The 20,639-nt window shown below is 70.7% G+C and carries 16 protein-coding genes; 6 read left to right on the top strand and 10 right to left on the bottom strand.

The annotated features are described in order from the left end of the window. Positions 1–8: 8 nt before the first annotated feature. The 9 genes from ACWIHT_RS03120 to ACWIHT_RS03080 all read right to left on the bottom strand — a co-directional run bounded on the left by ACWIHT_RS03120 (position 9) and on the right by ACWIHT_RS03080 (position 8,146). Positions 9–662 (bottom strand): TetR/AcrR family transcriptional regulator C-terminal domain-containing protein, encoded by a 654-nt coding sequence (locus tag ACWIHT_RS03120; RefSeq protein ID WP_456163793.1) that lies wholly within the window; start codon positions 660–662, stop codon positions 9–11. A 35-nt stretch (positions 663–697) separates the two neighbouring features. Then, the gene (locus tag ACWIHT_RS03115; protein ID WP_399119559.1) at positions 698–1,102 is read right to left on the bottom strand and encodes a RidA family protein; all 405 of its coding nucleotides are present in this window, start codon (positions 1,100–1,102) and stop codon (positions 698–700) included. A 70-nt stretch (positions 1,103–1,172) separates the two neighbouring features. Beyond that, positions 1,173–1,757: a helix-turn-helix domain-containing protein gene (locus ACWIHT_RS03110; protein WP_456163790.1), complete on the bottom strand. Its 585-nt coding sequence runs from the start codon at positions 1,755–1,757 to the stop codon at positions 1,173–1,175. A gap of 64 nt (positions 1,758–1,821) precedes the next feature. After that, the gene (locus tag ACWIHT_RS03105; RefSeq protein WP_456163788.1) at positions 1,822–2,517 is read right to left on the bottom strand and encodes an alpha/beta fold hydrolase; all 696 of its coding nucleotides are present in this window, start codon (positions 2,515–2,517) and stop codon (positions 1,822–1,824) included. 130 nt (positions 2,518–2,647) lie between these two features. After that, the gene (locus tag ACWIHT_RS03100) at positions 2,648–3,985 is read right to left on the bottom strand and encodes a dihydrolipoamide acetyltransferase family protein (RefSeq protein ID WP_456163786.1); all 1,338 of its coding nucleotides are present in this window, start codon (positions 3,983–3,985) and stop codon (positions 2,648–2,650) included. 13 nt (positions 3,986–3,998) lie between these two features. Beyond that, a complete protein-coding gene (locus ACWIHT_RS03095) occupies positions 3,999–4,955 on the bottom strand; it encodes an alpha-ketoacid dehydrogenase subunit beta (RefSeq protein WP_456164569.1) in 957 nt (318 codons plus the stop codon). Positions 4,956–4,963: 8 nt separating this feature from the next. Then, on the bottom strand, positions 4,964–6,100 hold the full coding sequence (locus tag ACWIHT_RS03090; protein WP_456163784.1) for a thiamine pyrophosphate-dependent dehydrogenase E1 component subunit alpha: 1,137 nt from the start codon (positions 6,098–6,100) through the stop codon (positions 4,964–4,966). A gap of 70 nt (positions 6,101–6,170) precedes the next feature. Further along, complete coding sequence (locus tag ACWIHT_RS03085) at positions 6,171–6,932, bottom strand: SDR family NAD(P)-dependent oxidoreductase (protein WP_456163782.1); 762 nt, start codon at positions 6,930–6,932, stop codon at positions 6,171–6,173. A 68-nt stretch (positions 6,933–7,000) separates the two neighbouring features. Beyond that, on the bottom strand, positions 7,001–8,146 hold the full coding sequence (locus tag ACWIHT_RS03080; protein WP_456163780.1) for an acyl-CoA dehydrogenase family protein: 1,146 nt from the start codon (positions 8,144–8,146) through the stop codon (positions 7,001–7,003). 180 nt (positions 8,147–8,326) lie between these two features. On the opposite strand from ACWIHT_RS03080, the gene ACWIHT_RS03075 reads away from it, so the two are divergent. Together ACWIHT_RS03075 and ACWIHT_RS03070 are read left to right on the top strand one after the other, a co-directional pair. Continuing rightward, positions 8,327–8,776, top strand: coding sequence for an Lrp/AsnC family transcriptional regulator (locus ACWIHT_RS03075; protein ID WP_019070147.1), 450 nt, complete (start codon positions 8,327–8,329; stop codon positions 8,774–8,776). Between the two features lie 119 nt (positions 8,777–8,895). After that, on the top strand, positions 8,896–9,702 hold the full coding sequence (locus ACWIHT_RS03070) for a class II aldolase/adducin family protein (protein ID WP_456163775.1): 807 nt from the start codon (positions 8,896–8,898) through the stop codon (positions 9,700–9,702). Between the two features lie 15 nt (positions 9,703–9,717). Here the strand turns inward: ACWIHT_RS03070 and ACWIHT_RS03065 are convergent, their stop codons facing one another. Beyond that, on the bottom strand, positions 9,718–10,155 hold the full coding sequence (locus ACWIHT_RS03065; protein WP_456163771.1) for a hypothetical protein: 438 nt from the start codon (positions 10,153–10,155) through the stop codon (positions 9,718–9,720). A gap of 82 nt (positions 10,156–10,237) precedes the next feature. On the opposite strand from ACWIHT_RS03065, the gene ACWIHT_RS03060 reads away from it, so the two are divergent. From ACWIHT_RS03060 to ACWIHT_RS03045, 4 genes are all read left to right on the top strand, one after another. Beyond that, positions 10,238–18,040: an SDR family NAD(P)-dependent oxidoreductase gene (locus tag ACWIHT_RS03060; protein WP_456163769.1), complete on the top strand. Its 7,803-nt coding sequence runs from the start codon at positions 10,238–10,240 to the stop codon at positions 18,038–18,040. Positions 18,041–18,293: 253 nt separating this feature from the next. Then, the gene (locus ACWIHT_RS03055) at positions 18,294–18,497 is read left to right on the top strand and encodes a cold-shock protein (protein ID WP_019056860.1); all 204 of its coding nucleotides are present in this window, start codon (positions 18,294–18,296) and stop codon (positions 18,495–18,497) included. Between the two features lie 177 nt (positions 18,498–18,674). Next, entirely contained in the window at positions 18,675–20,246 is a 1,572-nt protein-coding gene (locus ACWIHT_RS03050; protein WP_456163766.1) for a DEAD/DEAH box helicase, read from the top strand. A 62-nt stretch (positions 20,247–20,308) separates the two neighbouring features. Further along, positions 20,309–20,623: an SCO5918 family protein gene (locus tag ACWIHT_RS03045; RefSeq protein WP_456163764.1), complete on the top strand. Its 315-nt coding sequence runs from the start codon at positions 20,309–20,311 to the stop codon at positions 20,621–20,623. Positions 20,624–20,639 lie beyond the last annotated feature (16 nt).

The following is a 20,639-nucleotide window of genomic DNA, read 5'->3' as shown; positions in this document are numbered from 1 at the left end:
GCCCTCACTCAACTCCCGGAACCGGCCCCGGGTTTGGTCGTCGGAGCCGATTGCAGGATCTGCTCGATCCCGAAGGCGAAGCGCTCGCCGTAGTCGATCGAGACGTAGTCCTCCAGTACCGAATGGAGGCCGGGGAACTGCCGCTCGTCGACGGATTCCCGCAGCCGGTCGTGGAACGCGGCCGGTGTCGCCTGCTCCTCCTGGACGAGGCCCAGCGTGAAATAGAAAAGGCTCCAGGACGTCCACGCGGCCGACTTACGGGTGGGGCACCCCTCGAAGAGGAGGGTCACCAGCCGTTCGGAAAAAGCCAGCGTGTTCGGCTCGACGGGAAAGGTTCCGGCGACGAGCAGAGCGCCGTCCCGGTGGGCGAGCATGGCCCCTCGCAACCGCCCGAGCAGTTCGGCCACTTGCTCGCGCCAGTCTCCGTGCGGGTTCTCCAGGTCGACCTCGCCCATGATGAACTCCGCCATCAGGCCGAGCAGTCGGTCCTTGGTCCGGATGTGCCACATGACCGTGTTCATCCTGACGCCGAGTTCGGCGGCCACCGCCCTCGCGGAGAGCTTGGCGATGCCTTCTCTCTGAAGGACGTCGAACGCGGCCCCGACCACCCGGTCGAGCGTGATTCCGACCTTGGTCCGGGCAGCTCCTGGCGTCTTGGTCACCGATCAATGCTAGCCGGGCGGCCCGCACGGGTCGGTCACAGGGTCGCGACCACCTCGATCTCGACCAGATAGCCCTCCGCGAAGAGCGTCTCCACACCCACACAGGTGCTCGCGGGCGGCGTCTGTCCCGCCCCTCGGCAACCGGCGATGAGCGCGATCAACTGCTCCGCGTTGTCGGTGTCGTACCCGACGAGGTGAATGGTCTCCTTGATGATTTTGCTACGGCTCGAACCCCCGGCGGCCAGTACGGCGTCGATGTTCTCGTAGGCCTTCGTGAACTGCGCGGCCAGGTCGCCCCGGCCGACGAGTTTCCCTTCGGCGTCCCACGCGACCTGTCCGGACGTGTAAAGGAGACCCAGATCGGGGACCGCCAGCCCGTGGGAGATCACACCGGTCAGGGGCGGGAGTTCAGCGGGATTCAGCGCGATGATCGAGGACATGGCGAGGCCTTCCCTCTTGCCAGGAAAATGGGTTTCCGTCATTCCCGCGCGGTACGCAGCGGGTGTTCGGCTAATTGCGACGCGACGCCGGAATGGGGTGTCTCATCGGAACGGTCGCCGCCGTCGACGCGATCAGTACGGTGGCGTCGGCATCGTCGTCGCTGGTGAGACGGTGCTCCTTCGACGAGTCGAAATGCACCGAGTCCCCGGCATCGAGTCGCAGGGATACGCCCGAGATGTCGAGCGTGATCGCCCCCGACACGACATGCAGCCATTCCTCGCCGACATGCCGCGCGGTCTTGGTGTGTTTGCCGGCCGTCAGTTCGACCCGGATGACGGACATCGTTTCGCGAGGCCCGCTCAGTACGGTGTAGCGGCCGTCCTGGCCCTCACGTGTCATCGCCTCGTCGGCGCGCACCAGATGGAAGTCGTCCTGGTCGGGTTCCTGCACCAGTTCGCTGATGGATACGCCGTAGACGCGGGCGATCTGGAGCAGGCTGCCGATGGACGGCTTGCGTACGCCCTTCTCCAGGCGCGAGAGATGCGCCGAGGAAATGCCGGTCTGTTCGGCCAGTGTCGACAGGGTGATGCCCCGCTCGCCCCGCATGTCCTTGAGGCGTTGGGCGACCCACAGATCAGTGTCCTCGATCGACATTCCCGCACGATAACATGCCTGTGAGGTAATGAAGCCCGCCTGCCAGGTACATCGGACGGGGCCTTTACGCGAGCTTCAGCAGTTCCCGCGCGAAGCCGTCCGGGTGCGTCAGCAGACCGACATGGGTGACGCCGGACAGGGCGACGACCCGGAACCCGCGTTTCTCCGCCGCGGCCGCCACCTCGGTGAAGAAGTCCTGATCGGCACAGTGGATATAAGTGACGGGCCTGGCCGCCAGAACGTCCTCGCTGCCGGGCCCGAGCGGTTCCTCGTGGGTGAACCGCGGCATCGGCGTCATCCTGCTCGACAGCCATGCCGCCCCCTCCTCGTCCGCACCGAGCGCCCCGGTGTCGAGCGGCGCCACCTCCCACTCGGCCGGCCCCCGCGCCTCGGCGAACGCCGGCTCCAGCCAGGGCAGCATCCCGAACGCCGACTCACCGGTCACCGGGGCGAAGGCGTCCGCGTAGACGACCTGTCCGACCCGGTCGGCGGCGAGCGCGGCGGCTCCCGTGATCACCATTCCGCCGTAGCTGTGCCCGACCAGGATCGCGTCCCGCACCCCTTCGGATTCGAGGAGTTGGGCGATTTCCCGCGCGTGGACACCCAGGCCGACGTCCGGCGCGGACAGCTCGTGCCGCTCGCCGAGACCGGCCAGGGTGGGGGTGAGAACCGTATGACCGGCGCTCTCCAGCAGGGGCCGCAACCGGTCCCACACCCAGCCGCCGCCCCATGAACCGTGTACGAGTACGAACGTTGCCATGGCCCGCTCCTCCTGAGACTCCAAGACCCCTCGGCCTTTCCCACAGAGTCTCGGTCCAGCCCGACCAAGTCAACCTCTCAGGCAATTTAAGTTGCCTCTCAGGCCGAAACGCCGATCGGCGCGACCGCCGTCACAGGAGCGCCAATCCCGGTTCGTGCAGGATCTCCGCGATACCGGCCAGCAGTTCGGAGCCCTGACGGCCGTCCATCAGCCGATGATCGAAGGAGAGCGCGAGCTGCGTCACCCACCGGGGTTCGATCCGTTCGTCCCCGTCGTCGTCCCGGACGACCCAGGGCATACGGCGGACCGCGCCCACGGCGAGAATCGCGGCCTCTCCCGGGTTGAGGATCGGGGTACCGGTGTCCACCCCGAACACCCCCACATTGGTGAGCGTGACGGTGCCGCCCGTCATGTCCCCCGGTGAGGTGCGGCCGGCTCGGGCGGTCGCGGTCAAGTCGGCGAGCGCCTGGGCGAGTTCACGCAACGACATCCGGTCCGCGCCCTTGATGTTCGGCACGACCAGCCCGCGGTCCGTCGCCGCCGCGACCCCGAGATTGACGTAGTGCTTCAGGACGATCTCCTGCGCCGCCTCGTCCCAACTGGAGTTCGCCTCAGGGGTCTTGGCCAGCGCGATCACCAGGGCCCGGGCGAAGAACAGCAGCGGGGTGACCCGCAGATCGCGGAACTCCCGCCGCCCGGCGACCAGTTCACGGAGCCGCATGGTGGCTGTGACGTCGACGGTGATGAACTCGGTGACATGCGGTGCGGTGAAGGCGGAGGCGACCATGGCGGCGGCCGTGTGCTTGCGTACGCCTCGGATCGGTATGCGGGTCTCGGCCGTTCGCGCCGTGTCGGGGGCCGGGCTGGGCACGGTCTCCGGGGTCGTGCGCGCGGCGGCCTCGCGCACGTCCTCGCGGGTGATGGTGCCCCCGGGGCCGGTGGGGATGACGGTGGTGAGGTCGACCCCGAGATCCTTGGCCAGTTTACGAACCGGCGGCTTGGCCGCGGGCCGCGCGACCACGTGGTCCGGGGGACTGGTCGCAGCTCCGGCCTCGCCGCGGTCCCCGGCCGCCGATGTCGTGGGCTGGGGTGCGGCCGAGCGCCTTCTGCGACGGCCGGTGCCCGCGCCCTGCGGGCCGTATCCGACCAGGAGCGCCGCCTGTTCCGGTTCCGGCTGCCGTGTCGTACGACCGTCCGACGGGCCGTCCGCCGTCTCTCCCGGTGGGCCAGTGTCGATGGTGATGAGCGGTTTGCCGACCGCCAGGGACTCCCCCACTTCCGCGTGGAGGGCGCTGACGACACCGGCGTAGGGCGAGGGGAGTTCTACGGCGGCCTTGGCCGTCTCCACCTCGACGATGATCTGGTTGACCTCGACGGTGTCGCCGGGCCGGACCGACCAGGCAAGGATCTCCGCCTCCGTCAGGCCCTCGCCGACGTCGGGGAGCAGGAACTGCTGCGGGCTCGTCACGGTGCGCCCCTTCCTAGTAACTCAGGCTGCGGTCAATGGCGTTGAGGATCCGGTCGACACCGGGAAGCCAGTCCGACTCAAGGCGGCTCGGCGGGTAGGGGGTGTCGTATCCGGTCACCCGGACGACGGGGGCTTCGAGGAAGTGGAACTCCTCGTCCTGCAACCGCGCGGCGACCTCGGCGCCGAACCCGTGGGAGAAGGCGGCCTCGTGGACCACGACGGCTCGGCCGGTGCGGTGCACGGACGCGCGGACGGTCGTGACGTCCCAGGGCGAGAGGCTTCGCAGGTCCACGACCTCCACGCTGCGCCCCTCCTCCGCCGCGGCCTCGGCCGCCTCAAGGGCGACGGGCACGGTCGGACCGTAGGCGATGAGTGTCACGTCCGTGCCCTCGCGGCGGATCACTGCCTGCTCCAAGGGCTGGGGCGAGGCGGGGTCGATCTCTCCCTTGGTCCAGTAGTGCCGCTTGGGTTCGAGGAAGACCACGGGATCGTCGTCGGCCACGGCCTGCTGGATCATGTGGAACGCGTCGTGCGGGGTGGAACAGGTGACGACCTTCAGCCCGGCCGTGTGGGCGAAGTACGTCTCGGGCGACTCCGAGTGGTGCTCGATCGAGCCGATGCCGCCGCCGTAGGGGATGCGGATCACGACGGGCAGGGAGATGCGGCCCGCCGAGCGGTGTCGGAGTTTGGCGAGTTGGGTGATGATCTGGTTCGCGGCCGGGTAGACGAAGCCGTCGAACTGGAGCTCGCAGACGGGCCGGTAGCCGCGCATCGCGAGTCCGATCGCCGCTCCGACGATGCCTGCCTCGCCCAGTGGGGTGTCTACGACGCGCAGGTCGCCGAACTCCTTCCGCAGGCCGTCCGTCACCCGGAACACACCGCCGAGGCGGCCGATGTCCTCGCCCATGAGCAGGACCTTGGGGTCGTCGGACAGGGCTTGGCGCAGGCCGTCGTTGAGGGCTTTCACCATGGAGACGCTCACTGCCGCTCTCCGTCCTGCGGCCCGGTGGAGACGAACTCCAGGTGCGCGCGCAGCTGTTGGCGCAGATCGGCGGGCATCCGCGCGTAGGTGTGCTCGAAGGGGGAGGCCGCGTCGGGCTCGGCCAACTCGCGGCACCCGGCGCGCAGTTGCTCGGCCAGGTCACGTTCCCGCTGTTCGAGGTCGGTGAAGTGGTCGTCGGTCACCGCGCCGGTGGACCGCAGATGGGCCTCCAGCCGCTCCAGCGGATCCCGGGCCGCCCAGTCCTCGGTCTCGGCGGCGGGCCGGTAGCGGGTCGCGTCGTCGGCGGTGGTGTGGGCGTTGACGCGGTAGGTGACGGCCTCGATCAGCGTCGGGCCGCCGCCTGAGCGTGCCTGGTGCAGTGCCCGGCGGGTGGCGGCGAGGCAGGCCAGTACGTCGTTGCCGTCGACGCGGATGCCCGGAAAGCCGTATCCGGCCGCCCGTTGGGCCGCGGGGACGCGGCTCTGCACGCTGTAGGGCGCGGAGATGGCCCACTGGTTGTTCTGGCAGAAGAAGACCACCGGCAGGTTCTGGGCGGCGGCCCAGATGAACGCCTCGTTGGTCTCGCCCTCGCTCAGCGCGCCGTCGCCGAGGAACGCCAGGACGGCCGTGTCGCGGTCGGGGTCGCCCGAGCCGGTGCTGTCGTCCCGGTGCAGGCCCATGGCGTAGCCCACCGCGTGCAGGGTCTGCGCCCCGATGACCAGGGTGTACAGGTTGAAGTGGTGGGCGTAGGGATCCCAACCGCCCAGTGTGGTGCCCCGGAAGAGGCCCAGCAGTGCCACCGGGTCGAGGCCCCGGCACCAGGCCACGCCGTGCTCGCGGTAGGTGGGGAAGACCATGTCCTGGCGGCGCAGTGCGTGCGCGGCGCCGACCTGGGCTGCCTCCTGTCCGCGCAGTGAGGGCCAGAGCCCCAGTTCGCCCTGGCGTTGGAGGGCGATGGCCTCCGTGTCGAGGCGACGGGTGAGTGTCATGTCACGGTGCAAGGCGGCGAGGTCGACGGTCGCGAGGTCGAGCGGGAGCCGGTCGTCCGTGCTCAACTTCCCTGCCGGGTCGAGGAGTTGCATGGGTGCGTCGAAGGGTGGTGTCTCCGGCGGCGCGGGTTCGGTGGGTGCCATGAGCGGTCTCTTTCCGGGCAACGGGCAACGTACGGCGGGCAACGTGCGGCGGGCGATCGCGGTTCGGGATTCAGCGCGGAGGCATGCGCAGGGCGCCGTCGAGGCGGATGACCTCGCCGTTGAGCATCGGGTTGTCGAGGATGTAGCCGACCAGTGAGGCGTATTCGTCCGGTGAGCCGAGCCGGGAGGGATGCGGTACGGCCGCTCCCAGTTCCGTCCGTGCCTTCTCCGGGAGCCCCGACAGCAGCGGGGTGTCGAACAGCCCGGGCGCGACGGTGACGACGCGGATGGCCGAGTCGGCGAGATCCCGGGCCGCCGCCAGGGTCAGGGAGACCACTCCGCCTTTGCTCGCCGCGTAGGCGGCCTGGCCGATCTGTCCGTCGTAGGCGGCGATCGACGCGGTGCAGACGATGACACCCCGGTCGCCGTTGTCGGGGGTGTTGCCCGCCATGACGGCGGCAGCGGCGGACAGTACGTGGAAGGTGCCGAGCAGGTTGATCTCGATCACGCGCCGGAAGTCCTCGGCGGGCAGTGCTCCCCGCTTGCCCAGGATGCGGCCGGGTGTCGCGATCCCGGCGCAGTTGACCGTCGCGCGCACCGACCCGTGCCCGGCCGCGTACGCGAAGGCCTGCCGGACCTGGTCCGGATCGGCCACATCGGCCGGGACGAAGTGGGCGCGTTCCCCCAACGCGGCGGCTGCGGCCTTCCCTTGACTTTCCGGGAGGTCCAACAGCACGACCGTACAGCCCTGTCGGTGCAGCCGGTGCGCGGTCGCCCGCCCCAGTCCGGAGCCGCCGCCCGCGATGACGGCAACAGCGTCGTGTGATGCCACGGTGCCCGCCTTTCTCAGGTTCGTTCGCTCAAGTTCGTTCACTCAAGTTCTTTGGAAACGTGGGGTGTTCAGGTGCCGTCGAGATGGCGGCCGATGACCATGCGCTGGATCTGGTTGGTGCCCTCAAAGATCTGGGTGATCTTCGCCTCGCGCATATAGCGCTCCACCGGGTGCTCACGGACGTATCCGGCACCGCCGAGGACCTGGACGGCGTCGGTCGTGACGGCCATCGCCGTGTCGGTCGCGATGAGTTTGGCGATGCTGGCCTGCCTGCTGAACGGCTGACCGGAGTCCTTGCGGCGGGCGGCGACCAGGTAGGTGGCGCGGGCCGCCTCGGTGCGTGCGGCCATGTCGGCGAGGAGGAATCCCACGCCCTGGTGCTCGATGATGCGGCGGCCGAACGTCCGGCGCTCGCGGGCGTATTCGACCGCGTGGTTGAGGGCCGCCTGCGCGATGCCGACCGCGACGGCGGCGATGCCGAGCCGTCCCGCGTCGAGTGCGGACAGCGCGATCCTCAGTCCCTGGCCGGGCTCTCCGATCAGCCGGTCCTCGGGGATCCGCACATCGTCGAAGTTCATGACCGCGGTGGTCGAACTGCGCAGCCCCATCTTGCGTTCCGGGGCGCCCGCGCTCAGGCCGGGCGACCGGGCGTCCACGTGGAAGCAGGAGATGCCGCTGCGGGGGTCGTCGGAGGTGCGCAGAAACGCGGTGTAGAAGTCGGCCTCACCGCCGTGGGTGACCCAGGCCTTGGCGCCCCGGGCGACCCACGCGTCGCCGTCGTGTGCCGCGCGGGCGCGGATGGCGCTGGGGTCGGAGCCGGCGTGCTCCTCGGACAGGCAGTACGCGCCAAGTGCGGTGCCGCTCAGCTGCCACGGGAGCAGCGTCTGCTGTTGGCTCGCGGAGCCGAAGGCCGCGACGGCGTGGCAGGACAGGGTGTGGACGCTGACACCGACCGCGACGGCGGCCCAGCGGGCGGCCAGTTCTTCGAGTACTTGCAGGTAGACGGCGTAGGGCTGGCCGCCGCCCCCGACCTCCTCGGCGAAGGGCAGGGTCAGCAGTCCCGTCTCGCCCAGGAGGTGGAACACCTCGCGGGGGAAGCGGCCCTCCTCCTCGAACTCCGCGGCACGCGGGGCGAGTTCCTTGTCCGCGATGTCGACGGTCAGCTCCAGCAGCTCCTGGGCTTCGTCGGACGGTAGTTCGCGCTCAACTTTCACCGCTGAGTCCCTTTCTCACGCCCTCGAACGGCGGTCGCCGACCGGTTGGCAGGTGTGGACAGTGGAGCGGCGGGACAGAGCGCGAGGCAATTAAGTTGCAGGTATCTTGCACACGACGCAAGAAACTCGACTCTCATCAGGATCTCCCGCAAAGAACGGGCGTCAATGGAAGGACGGCACATGACCGACACGGGACTCATCGACAGCGTCGACCGCGCGATTCTCGATCTGCTGGTCGAGGACGGCCGTCGGACGATGACGGAGATCGCGGAGCGGGTGAGCCTCTCCCCGTCGGCGGTCAAACGCCGGGTCGACCGGCTGGAGCGGGTCGGTGTCATCGCGGGCTACACGGTCACCCTCGACCACGGAAAGCTCGGCGCCGGCTTCGAGGCCTTCGTCGAGCTGCGGTTCGCAGGCGACGTCAAGGTCGAGGCGATCACCATGGCCGCCACCAGCGTCCCGGAGGCCCAGGAGGTCTTCACCGTCGCCGGTGACCCCGACGCCCTGGTCCGCGTCCGGGTGACCGACGTACAGCACCTCAGGGATGTCATCGACCGGCTCCGGCGCACGGGTGCGGTGATCGGAACGAAGACGCTCATGGTGCTGGGCGCCTGGCGAAGGGGCGACTGAGAGGGTCGGACTTCGTACCACTGAGGCAACATAAATTGCCCCTGAGGTTGACATGAGGCGGAGGACGGTTGCAGCCTGAAAGAAATTCCTCGTGACCTCGTACCGGAAAGGACGTGCTGATGTCCGTCACCACCGGCAGCAACGACATCGACTTCGACAACACCGAGGAACTCGACATTCCTCGCCTCGCCGAGAGCCGCGACACCATCGAGGCCGAACGCACGCACCGCAAGCGGCAGTTGACCGCCGCGTTCCGGATCTTCGCCCGCTACGGCTTCGACGAGGGCATCGCCGGACACATCACCGCACGGGACCCCGAGTTCCCGGACCGGTTCTGGGTGAACCCGTACGCGGTGCACTTCTCCAGGATCCGCGTCAGCGACCTGCTCCTCATCGACGAGGAGGGCCGGGTGATCGAGGGCGAACGCAGGACCAACAAGGCGGCCTTCTGGATCCACTCCTCCATCCACCACGCCCGCCCGGACGTCGTGGCGGTGGCACACGCCCACACCATCCACGGCCGGGCCTTCGCCTCACTGGACAAGCCCCTGGCCCCGATCGTGCAGGAGTCCTGCGCCTTCTACGACGACCATGTCCTGTTCGACGAGTACAAGGGTCTGGTCCTTGAGAAGTCCGAGGGCGAGCGGATCGCCGTCCGGCTGGGCGACCGGAGGGCGGCCATCCTCCGGCACCACGGCCTGCTGACCGTCGGCCGGTCCGTCGAGGAGGCCGCGTGGTGGTTCATCACCATGGAGCGCGCCTGCCAGATGCAGCTGCTCGCCGACGCCGCCGGAACGCCCCGGATCATGACCGAGGAGGAAGTGACCCTGGCGCACCGGCAGTTCAGCAACGCCAACATGGCACGCCACAACTTCAATCTCCTGGCCGACCTCGTGGTGGAGGAGGAGCCCGACGTACTGGAGTAAGGCCGGCCGGTTGGGTCAGAGGGCCCACCAGCAGTACAGCCTCCGGTTCTCCGCCGCGGCCCGTCGGGCCAGCCCGGACAGCAGCCGAAGCGGCTCCAGCGCCTCGGCGGGCGGCAGACCCACCTCCTCCACGGCCCCGAACGGCCCTGCCATCAGGCCCAGTTGGTCACCCGTCACCGAGGCCAAAGCGTCCCGGAGCGTGTCGGAGACACTGATGACGAAGGCGGCTTCGGCCTCGGGATCCGAGAGCAGTCGTCCGGAGCGCGGACGGGCGCGTGCCTCGTCGTAGGCGCAGTCCGTGAGGAGGGCTTCGAGTCGCGCCATGACGACCACCGGGTCGATGCCCTTCAGGGACAGGACGTCGAAGACCGACGGATCCGGTCCGCCCGGTGCGTCGAGGACACCGACGGCGGCCTCGTCAGTCGCGGCGGAGAAGTAGTCGCACATCGCCATGCCGAAGATCCTGCCCCATCCCGGTTCCGGAGGGCGCCTGTCGTACGGTTGCCACTCGGGGTTGGTGAACATAGGGGTGGAAATGGCCGTTTCCGACGACGAGTTGACACGCACGCTGCCCGGCATTCTGCGGGAGCACTCGGATCGGATCGGCGACAGGACCGCCTACCTGGACGACCGACGCGCGGTCACCTACCGGGAGTTGGAGCGGCGCACCGCCCGGTTCGCGGGCCATCTGGTACGGCTCGGGGTGCGGCGTGGGGACCGGGTCGCGATCCATCTCGGCAACCGGGTGGAGCTGGTCGAGGCCTGGCTCGGTGTGCTGCGCGCCGGGGCGATCGGTGTGCTCCTCAACTCCGCCGCGTCGGACGAGGAGTTGGCGTACTTCCTCGACGACAGCGGCGCCGTCGCGGTCGTGACGGAGCAGCCGGTCGCCCAACCGGCCTCCGTACGACGGGTGATCGTCGTCGGACGGGACGAACTCGCCGACAGTTCCCTCGACTTCGAGGACCTGGCCGGGACGGATTCCGGTACGGCCGCGCGTGACGACCTCGGGCTCGACGAGCCGACCTGGATCCACTACACGTCCGGCACCACCGGCCAGAGCAAGGGCGTGGTCTCCACGCAGCGTTCCGCACTGTGGTCGGTGACGAAGGCCTACGTACCGGCGTACCGGCTGGAGCAACAGGACCTACTGCTCTGGCCGTTGCCGATGTTCCATGCCCTCGGCCACTCCGTGTGCCTGCTGGGCGTCCTCTCGGTCGGCGCGACAGCGCGGGTCCTCGGGCCGGGCGCGAACCTCGCCGAGGCGCTCGCCACCGAACCGTTCACCGTCCTGGGCGGGGTGCCCGCCACCTACCGTCTTCTGCTGGAGTCACTGCGCGAGACGCCACGTCCGGTGCCCGCCTCGCTGCGGGTGTGTGTCAGCGGCGGGGCGCCCTGTTCCCCCGAGTTGCGTGTCGAGGCCGAACAGACCCTGGACGCTCCCCTGCTCGACGGGTACGGCTCCACGGAGACCTGCGGGAAGATCGCGATCGAGCGGCTGGACGACCCCCGTGACGACCCCTCGCGCGGATTCCCGCTGCTGGTGCTGGACGTACGGATCACCAATCCGTCCAGCGGTGCCGAGGCCGGCGACGGGGACGAGGGCGAGATCTGGGTGCGCGGTCCCGGCCTGATGGCGGGCTATCACAACCGTCCGGAGGCGACCGCCGAGGCCTTCACCGACGGCTGGTACCGCACCGGGGACCTCGGCCGGCGCGACACACACGGCCACCTCCATGTCACCGGCAGGGTCAAGGAACTCATCATCCGCGGTGGTGTGAACATCAACCCGTCCGAGGTGGAACGGGTGTTGCTGGCCCGCCCCGACATCGTCGACGCCGCCGTTGTCGGCCGACGCCACGATGTGCTGGGCGAGGTGCCGGTGGCCTTCGTCGTGCCCGGCCCGGACGGCGTCGACACGGAACGGGCGCTCGCCGCCTGCCGGGAGCGGCTGTCGGGATTCAAGGTGCCGGACGAGATCTATCCGACCGCGTCGCTACCGCGTACCGCGTCCGGCAAGCTCGCCCGCGCGGTGCTCGTCGAGGAGTTGCCGCAGCGCGTCGCCGCGGAACGTACGGCCGCCTCGGCCGCGCTGCGTTCACGGCTCGCCGCCACATCCGACGCCGTGCTCGACCTGGTACTCGACGTGACGGCACGCACCCTCGACGTCCCCGTACCGGAACTGGACCCCGAAGTGCCGTTCAGCGCGCAGGGGTTGACCTCGCTCGGCGCTGTCCTGCTGCGCGACCGGCTGGGCACGGCGACCGGTCTCGCGCTGCCCGCGACGCTGGTCTTCGACCACCCCACGCCCACGGCCGTGGCCGACCTGGTGCGCGCCGCGCTGCACGGCGGGAGCGCTCCGGGTCCCGCGCGCGGCTCCGCGGGCGACCCCGGGGAGCCCATCGCCGTCGTCGCCATGGCCTGCCGCTATCCGGGCGGGGTGGAGTCCCCGGACGACCTGTGGCGGCTGGTCTCCAGCGGCACGGACGCGACCTCCGACTTCCCCGCCGACCGCGGCTGGAACGTGGCCGACCTGTACGACCCGGACCCCGACCGCCTCGGCAGGTCGGTCACCCGCAGGGGCGGTTTCCTGCACGACGCGGCCGACTTCGACGCGGCCTTCTTCGCCATGTCCCCCCGCGAAGCCCTGGCCACCGACCCCCAGCAACGGCTGCTCCTGGAGACGAGTTGGGAGCTGCTGGAGCGGGCGGGGCTGGACCCGGCCGGTCTGCGCGACAGCGACACCGGCATCTTCGTGGGCGTCATGCACGCCACCTACGCGAGCCGACTGCACCACGCCGGGCACGAGTTGGAGGCGCATCTCGCCCTCGGCTCGGCCGGCAGCGTGGCCTCCGGCCGCATCGCCTACACGCTGGGGCTGCGCGGTCCCGCCGTGACCGTGGACACCGCGTGCTCGTCGTCGCTGGTCGCGATGCATTCGGCCGTACGGTCCCTGCGCGACGGGGAGTGCTCTCTCGCGGTGGCCGGCGGAGTCACGGTCATGTCGTCGCCCGGCCCGTTCATCGCGTTCAGCAGGCTGCGCGGGCTGGCTCCGGACGGCCGCTGCAAGCCCTTCTCGGCGGCGGCCGACGGTACCGCGTGGGGCGAGGGGGTCGGCCTGGTCCTGCTGGAACGGCTCTCGGACGCGCGCCGCAACGGCCATCCCGTACTGGCCGTGCTGCGCGGCTCGGCCGTCAACTCCGACGGCGCGTCCAACGGCCTCACCGCCCCCAACGGCCCAGCGCAGCAACGGGTGATCCACGCGGCACTCGCCGACGCGGGGCTGACCCCCGCAGACATCGACACCGTCGAGGCACACGGCACGGGCACCGCGCTCGGCGACCCGATCGAGGCACACGCGCTCCTCGCCACCTACGGCCGGGCCCGCACCGCCCAACGCCCGCTGTGGCTGGGCTCGTTGAAGTCCAACCTCGGACACACCCAGGCCGCCGCCGGGGTCGGCGGTGTCATCAAGACGGTGCTGGCGATGCACCACGACCGACTCCCCCGCACCCTGCACGCCGACGAGCCGTCCCCGCACGTGGACTGGTCGTCGGGCACGGTACGGCTGCTGACCCAGGACGAGGAGTGGCGGCCCGAGCCCGGACGGCCGAGGCGGGCGGCGGTCTCGGCGTTCGGTATCGGCGGGACCAACGCGCACGTGATCCTGGAGGAGGCGGAAGCAGCCGCGGCACCGTCCCCGCGCAGCACAGTGACGCCGCCCTTGCTGCTCTCGGCCGCCACCCCGTCCGCCCTCCGAGCACAGGCCGCACGCACCGCGACCTTCCTCCGCGAGCACCCTGAACTCCCCCTGCTGGACGTGGCGTTCACCCACGCCACCAGCCGCTCCGGCCTCCCCCACCGCGCGGCCGTCACCACCGAGGACCGGGCGGCGACCCTGACCGCCCTCGACGCCCTGACGGAGTCCGCTCCCCCGCACATCGCCGTCTCCGCCGCCCGCCTGGCCCTGCTGTTCACTGGCCAGGGCGCCCAACGAACCGGCATGGGAAGGGAGTTGTACGACACCTTCCCGGTGTTCGCGACCGCGTTCGACGTCCTGTGCGCACGCTTCGACGCCCACCTGGAACGCCCGCTCCGCTCAGTGCTCTGGGACGCGGACCAAAGCGCCCTGCTGGAGCGTACGGACTTCGCCCAGGCCGCCCTGTTCACGTACGAGGTGTCCCTCTTCCGGCTGCTCACCTCCTGGGGCGTACGGCCTGATTTCCTGGCCGGGCACTCGGTCGGCGAGCTGGCGGCGGCGCACTGCGCGGGCGTGCTGTCCGAGGCGGACGCCGTCGAACTGGTCGCGGCCCGTGGGAGGTTGATGCGGGAACTGCCGGAGAGTGGTGCCATGGTGGCGCTCGACGCCACCGAGGCGGAGGTGAGGGCCGAGCTGATCGAGGCAGTCGCGATCGCGGCGGTGAACGGCCCGCGCGCGGTCGTCGTCTCCGGCGCACGGGAGCCGGTCCTCGCGCTCGCGGAACGCTTCGCCGCACGAGGCCGTCGTACCGTCCGGCTACGGGTCAGCCACGCCTTCCACTCCCCGCTGATGGAGCCGATGCTCGCCGAATTCGGCCGTATCGCGGGCGAGTTGACCTACGGCACGCCCAGCATCCCGGTGCTGTCGGGCCTGACCGGGCTTCCTTCCACCGGGGAGGAGCTGCTGTCTGCCGCCTACTGGGTACGCCACGCCCGTGAGGCCGTGCGGTTCGGGGACGCCGTCCACTGGCTGGCGCACGACGGGCGGGTGACCGCGTTCGCCGAGGTCGGCCCGGACGCCCACCTCACCGCCCAGGCCGCCGGGGTCCGCAAGGAGCTCCTCTTCGCCACGACGGCCCGGCGGGACAGCGACGAGCCGCGGACACTGTTCAACGCACTCGGCCAACTCCACACGCACGGCGTGCGGTTGGACTGGCGCCAGGTCTACGCGGGCACCGGTGCCCAGCGGGTCGACGGCATGCCGACCTATCCCTTCCAGCGCCAGCGCTACTGGCTGCCCGACACCGGCAACGACCCGAGCACCGGCTCCGGGCACCCGCTGGTGACCCAGGTCGTCACGGTGCCGGGTACGGAACGGCTGCTGTGCGGCGGGCGGTTGTCCGGTGCGGCCCAGCCATGGTTGCGGGACCACGTCGTCGGCGGACACACCCTCGTGCCGGGCGCGGCCCTCGCCGACCTCGTGCTGCACGCGGGCGACCTGTGCGGGCCGGCCGTACTGGAGGAACTCGCCCTGCTGAACCCGCTGTTCCTGCCCGACGACGACGAGGAGAGCGTCCAGGTCCAGGTGGTCCTGGGCGAACCGGACGACTCCGGGCGTCGCGCGGCGGACGTGTACGCGCGGCCCGAGGAGTCCGGCGCGCTCGGCGCCTGGACTCAGCACGCGACCGGTCGGCTCGGCCCGGCCGTGCCCGGTGCCCTGGAGGACGCGGTCCCGCTCACCGTGTGGCCGCCGACGGGTGCCACGCGGGTGGACCTGTCCGAGGCCTACGACCGGGTGGCCGCGGCCGGGTTGGCGTACGGTCCCGCCTTCCAGGGGGTCAACGCGTTGTGGCGGCGCGGCGAGGAACTGTTCGCCGAGGTCGGCCCGTTGCCGGTCGCGGACGCCCGGCGCCATGTCCTCCACCCCGCTCTGCTGGACGCCGCCCTGCACCCGGGTCTGCTCGCCGAACCGCCCACCGGTCCGGCCCGGCTGCCGTTCGCCTGGCGGGGCCTGACCGTGCACGCCACCGGCGCGACGGCACTGCGCGTCCGTATGACGCGGCCCGGCCCGGACGCGATCACCCTCGATCTCGCGACCCCCACCGGCGTGCCCGTGGCCCGCCTGGAGTCGATGACGACCCGCCCGGCACCGGAGATCGGTCCCACCCCGGCCGCAGAGCTGTACCGGCTGCGGTGGACGAGTGTCCCAACCGCCGGTGAAGTGCCCGCCGTTGCGGTGTCGGAGACGGACGACGTGGGCCTGGCCGCGTTCCTCACCATCGCCGACAACAAGAAGACACCGGAGACCACCGTCGCCTCCCTGGCCGCTCCCGGCGGCGAGGACGCGGACCCGGTCGCCGAGGCGCACCAACTCACCGTGCGGGCAATGCAGTTGCTGCAAACACACCTCGCCGGTTCCGGGCGCCTGGCCGTGGTCACGCGCGGCGCCGCCGACCCGTCGCCCGACCTGCCCGCCGCCACGGCCTGGGGCCTGCTCCGAACCGCCCAGGCCGAGTACCCCGGCCGCCTCACCCTCGTGGACGTGGACGGCCACCCGGAGTCGCTACGACAGCTGCCCGCCGCGCTCGCCACGGGAGAACCCCAAGTCGCCGTACGCGAAGGCGTCTTGCGTGTGCCCCGACTCGCTGCGGCGCCCCCTTCCGAGGACGCGGGCTCGCTCGCCGGGGGCACTGTCCTCATCACCGGCGGCACCGGGTCCCTGGGCGCGATGCTGGCCCGGCACCTTGTCGACCGGCACGGAGTGCGGCGACTCGTCCTCCTCAGTCGGCGCGGCGAACAGGCGCCGGGAGCACCGGAGTTGCGCGCGGATCTGGAACGGACCGGCGCACAGGTGGACCTGGTGGCCTGCGACATCACCGACCGGGACCAACTCGCCGCCGTACTCAAGGCGTTCGGGCCGGACCTGACCGCCGTAGTGCACGCGGCCGGGGTGCTGGACGACGGGGTGCTGGCGTCGATGACACCTGAGCGGCTGGCAGCGGTGCTGGGGCCCAAGGCCGATGCGGCCTGGCAGTTGCACGAGTCGACGAAGGACCTGCCGCTGGCCCGGTTCGTGCTGTTCTCGTCGGCGGCGGGGCTGCTGGGCAACCCCGGTCAGGCCAACTACGCGGCGGCGAACTCCTTCCTGGACGCGCTCGCACGCCAACGCTCCGAACTGGGCCTGCCCGCACTGTCGTTGGCCTGGGGTGCGTGGGCGGACCAGGAGGGCATGGCGGCACGCAGCGGCCGGGTGCACGGCGGCCCGGTGCGCGCGGTCTCTCCGGAGCAGGCGTTCGCGCTCTTCGACGCCGCGCTCTGCAGCGCCGAACCGGTCCTCGCGCCACTGCCGTTGGACCGCTCGCCCAAGGCGCTCCCGGCCGGGACGGCCGTTCCGCCACCACTGCGTGGGCTGCTGTGTGCGGGCCGCCCCTCGGCCGCCGCAGCGCGTACAGGTGGCGGCGGAGCGCCGGACGACAACGCCGGATCCTGGCGGAACCGACTCGCGGCCCTGGCCCCGCCCGAGCGGTTGCCCGCCCTGCGGTCGCTCATCCGCACCGAGGTCGCCGCCGTGCTCGGACACACGGAAGTCGACGCCGTGGACCGGGACTTCGCGGAACTGGGCCTCGACTCCCTGATGCGGGTCATGCTCTGCAACCGGCTGAGCCTGCTGACCGGGACACCACTGTCCGTCACCGTGGCCTACGACTGGCCGGACACCGAACAGCTCGCCGAGCACCTGTACGGCGAGCTGCGCGGCGCACTGCCCGACGAGCCCGCCGCCGCGAGCGTCCCGACACCGGCACAACGCGGACGCGGAGCCGCGCAGTCGCTGCCCGCCCTGTACCGGCGGGTGTGCGAAACCGGGGACGTCGTATCGGCCATGCATCTGCTGGTGACCGCGTCCATCGGCGCGACCACCTTCGGCCCGGAGGAGGCGGCCCGGCACACGCTGCCGCCGCTGCGGCTGGCCGCGGGCGCCCGGGGACCGGCCCTCGTCTGCGTTCCCGGCTTCGCCTCCAACCTGGGCCGCCCCTGGTACGCCGGGCTCGCCGCCTGCTTCGAGGGTGAGCGGGACGTGTTCGAGCTGCGGCACTCCGGGATCGATCACGGGGACGCGGTGCCACGGGATCTGGAGACGCTGACCGCGTCGCACGCCGCGACCGTGGGGCACCAGCTCGGCGATCGCCCCTATGTAGTGGTCGGCCATTCCATGGGGGGATCGGCCGCCCACGCGCTCACCACGCACCTGGCGGATCTCGGCGCTCCCCCGGCCGGGCTGGTCCTGATCGACTCGTACCACATCACCCCGGACCGGGAGGCCGAGCCGTGGCTGCTGTCTCTGCCCGCGCGGATTCCGCTGGCGGTCGGCGAGAGATTCGACACCCTGGTGGACGATCTCGCGCTGCTGTCGCTGGGTGCGTACACGCGGATGTTCCGTGGCTGGCAGCCCGAACTCACGCCGGTGCCAAGCCTGTTGGTCCGGGCCTCCGCACCGCTGGCGGACATGCCGCCGGAGTGGCGGTCGTCCTGGCCCGGGGTGCGGGACACGGCGGACGCCCCCGGCACTCATCTCAGCGTGCTCGAAGAGGACGCGCCGACCACGGCCAAGGCCGTCCGCGACTGGATCGATGGCCTCGCATAGCCCGACGGGAGATCGAATATCTATGTTCGCGGCATGAGAAACGGAATTCACGGCCGCACACTCACGATCGCGCCGTGCTACTATTGATCTCAGTTGCAGTTGTGGTTGCCAAACCCTTCAGATGCCCGCACCGCCCTCCGAGGCGGTGGAGCATTTTTTTGTGTGTCCGGTTTTTCTTCCGGCGGGGTGATCATCACGGCGACACGGAGTCCGCACTGTGCGGACTCCGCTGACCGCCCCGAAGGAGAACAAAATGGCCAGTGGCACCGTGAAGTGGTTCAACGCGGAAAAGGGTTTCGGCTTCATCGAGCAGGACGGTGGCGGCGCTGACGTCTTCGCCCACTACTCGAACATCGCCGCCCAGGGCTTCCGCGAGCTGCAGGAGGGTCAGAAGGTGACCTTCGACATCGCGCAGGGCCAGAAGGGCCCGACGGCCGAGAACATCGTCCCTGCGTAACACCGACGTTAACTTCGCAGCTGGGGCCCGCACCTTGGGGTGCGGGCCCCAGCTCGCTGCATTTTCCATGCTTCGGCGTAATTCCGTCGAAGCCACCGGCTCGTTCTTGCGATTCTCTGCGCCGTTCATTCACCGCGGGAATTCCTTGATACGTGCCATATCAAGGAAGGTTCCACATTGAACCGCGCACGTACAAATGATCGCTTCGCGCGAAAGCGCAATGGAAATCCGGAATCCGGAAAGAGCGGCGGCTACCGCTCGGCGGCTCCGTCCGGCAATCGCTCCAGTGCTCCGCGCCGCTCCAAGGGCGGCGGCGGCCGACCGGTCGCGCTCCAGGGCGAGTTCGCGCTCCCGAAGACCGTGACCCCCGGCCTGCCCGCCGTGGAGTCGTTCGCCGAACTCGACATGCCCGCCAAGCTGTTGGCCGCGCTCGGCCACGAGGGCGTCACCGTCCCGTTCCCGATCCAGGCGACGACCCTCCCCAACTCCCTTGCCGGGCGCGACGTTCTCGGCCGCGGCCGTACCGGCTCCGGCAAGACCCTCGCCTTCGGCCTCGCGATGCTGGCCCGTACGGCGGGCCGTCGTGCCGAGCCGCGTCAGCCGCTCGCGCTCGTCCTCGTCCCGACCCGCGAGCTGGCCCAGCAGGTCACCGACGCGCTCACCCCGTACGCCCGCGCCGTCAGCGTGCGGATGACCACCGTCGTCGGCGGTATGTCGATCGGCCGCCAGGCCGGGGCGCTGCGCGGTGGCGCGGAGGTCGTGGTCGCGACTCCGGGCCGCCTCAAGGACCTGATCGACCGCGGCGACTGCCGCCTCGACAGCGTCACCATCACCGTCCTCGACGAGGCCGACCAGATGGCCGACATGGGCTTCATGCCCCAGGTCACCGGCCTGCTGGACCAGGTGCAGACGGGCGGCCAGCGGATGCTGTTCTCGGCCACCCTGGACCGCAACGTGGACCTTCTGGTCCGCCGCTACCTGACCGACCCCGTCGTCCACTCCGTCGACCCCTCCGCGGGCGCGGTCACGACGATGGAGCACCACGTCCTGCACGTCCACGGCACGGACAAGCAGCGGGCGACCACCGAGATCGCGGCGCGCGACGGCCGGGTCATCATGTTCCTGGACACCAAGCACGCGGTGGACAAGCTGGTCAAGCACCTGCTGAACAACGGCGTCCGCGCGGCCGGGCTGCACGGCGGCAAGTCCCAGCCGCAGCGCACCCGCACCCTCGCCCAGTTCAAGGACGGGCATGTGACGGCGCTGGTGGCGACCAACGTCGCGGCGCGCGGCATCCACGTCGACAACCTCGACCTGGTCGTCAACGTCGACCCGCCCACCGACCCCAAGGACTATCTGCACCGCGGCGGCCGTACGGCCCGTGCGGGCGAGTCCGGCAGTGTCGTCACGCTGGTCACCCCCGACCAGCGCCGTGACTTCACCCGCCTGATGACCATGGCCGGCGTCACCCCCGAGGTCACCTCGGTGCGGTCGGGCGAGGAGGAGCTGACCCGGATCACCGGCGCCCAGGCCCCCTCCGGCGTCCCGGTCGTCATCACCGCGCCGGTCGTGGAGCAGCGCGAGCGCACCCGCCGCAGCCCTTCCTCCTCGTCGTCGCGCGGCCGTCGTGGCCGTCCCGCCGGCGAGGGCCGGACCGGTGGCGGCACGGCTCGCCGCAGCGGCGGCAACGGCGGTGCCGGCGGAAGCGGCAGGGGACAGCGACGGTCGTCCTTCGGCCCCGCGGCCTGAGGATCAACTCAGCCCCTTCGGGGGCCTGTTCGGACGGTTTCTCCTTCTCTCTGTGAGGCAACATGCGTTGTGTCATCGCCCGGTATCCCTTCGATCTCACCAAACTGGGAGTCCTGGAGACGATGAAGGGCATCAAGCCCGAGCTGATCACGGGTGAGTCCGTGACCATCGGGCGGCGCCGCTACCCCGTCAAGCAGGTGGGGCAGGTCATCACCCGGCAGGACCCGCGCGACTTCAACAGCGGCGAGGTCATCCGGGCCATGACCCGGCTCGGCTTCACCTGCCACGCCCTGCCGGAGGCGGCCCCGGTGCACGCGCTCACGCCGTTCGAGAACGCGTCGGCGCTGCTGGGCAGCGGCGCGCCCCAGGACGCGTAGGAGCGACACCAGCTAC

The organism is Streptomyces sp. NPDC002276, from assembly GCF_053891435.1.
The sequence above is the reverse complement of the archived record's forward strand: the minus strand, read 5'-3'. Positions and strand labels throughout refer to the sequence as shown.

Bases quoted from the DNA above. Each gene is read 5' to 3' on its own strand.
- ACWIHT_RS03115 (WP_399119559.1), bottom strand. From the start codon at position 1,102: ATGTCCTCGATCATCGCGCTGAATCCCGCTGAACTCCCGCCCCTGACC.
- ACWIHT_RS03110 (WP_456163790.1), bottom strand. From the start codon at position 1,757: ATGTCGATCGAGGACACTGATCTGTGGGTCGCCCAACGCCTCAAGGAC.
- ACWIHT_RS03105 (WP_456163788.1), bottom strand. From the start codon at position 2,517: ATGGCAACGTTCGTACTCGTACACGGTTCATGGGGCGGCGGCTGGGTG.
- ACWIHT_RS03095 (WP_456164569.1), bottom strand. From the start codon at position 4,955: ATGGTGAAAGCCCTCAACGACGGCCTGCGCCAAGCCCTGTCCGACGAC.
- ACWIHT_RS03090 (WP_456163784.1), bottom strand. From the start codon at position 6,100: ATGGCACCCACCGAACCCGCGCCGCCGGAGACACCACCCTTCGACGCA.
- ACWIHT_RS03075 (WP_019070147.1), top strand. From the start codon at position 8,327: ATGACCGACACGGGACTCATCGACAGCGTCGACCGCGCGATTCTCGAT.
- ACWIHT_RS03070 (WP_456163775.1), top strand. From the start codon at position 8,896: ATGTCCGTCACCACCGGCAGCAACGACATCGACTTCGACAACACCGAG.
- ACWIHT_RS03065 (WP_456163771.1), bottom strand. From the start codon at position 10,155: ATGGCGATGTGCGACTACTTCTCCGCCGCGACTGACGAGGCCGCCGTC.
- ACWIHT_RS03060 (WP_456163769.1), top strand. From the start codon at position 10,238: ATGGCCGTTTCCGACGACGAGTTGACACGCACGCTGCCCGGCATTCTG.
- ACWIHT_RS03055 (WP_019056860.1), top strand. From the start codon at position 18,294: ATGGCCAGTGGCACCGTGAAGTGGTTCAACGCGGAAAAGGGTTTCGGC.
- ACWIHT_RS03045 (WP_456163764.1), top strand. From the start codon at position 20,309: ATGCGTTGTGTCATCGCCCGGTATCCCTTCGATCTCACCAAACTGGGA.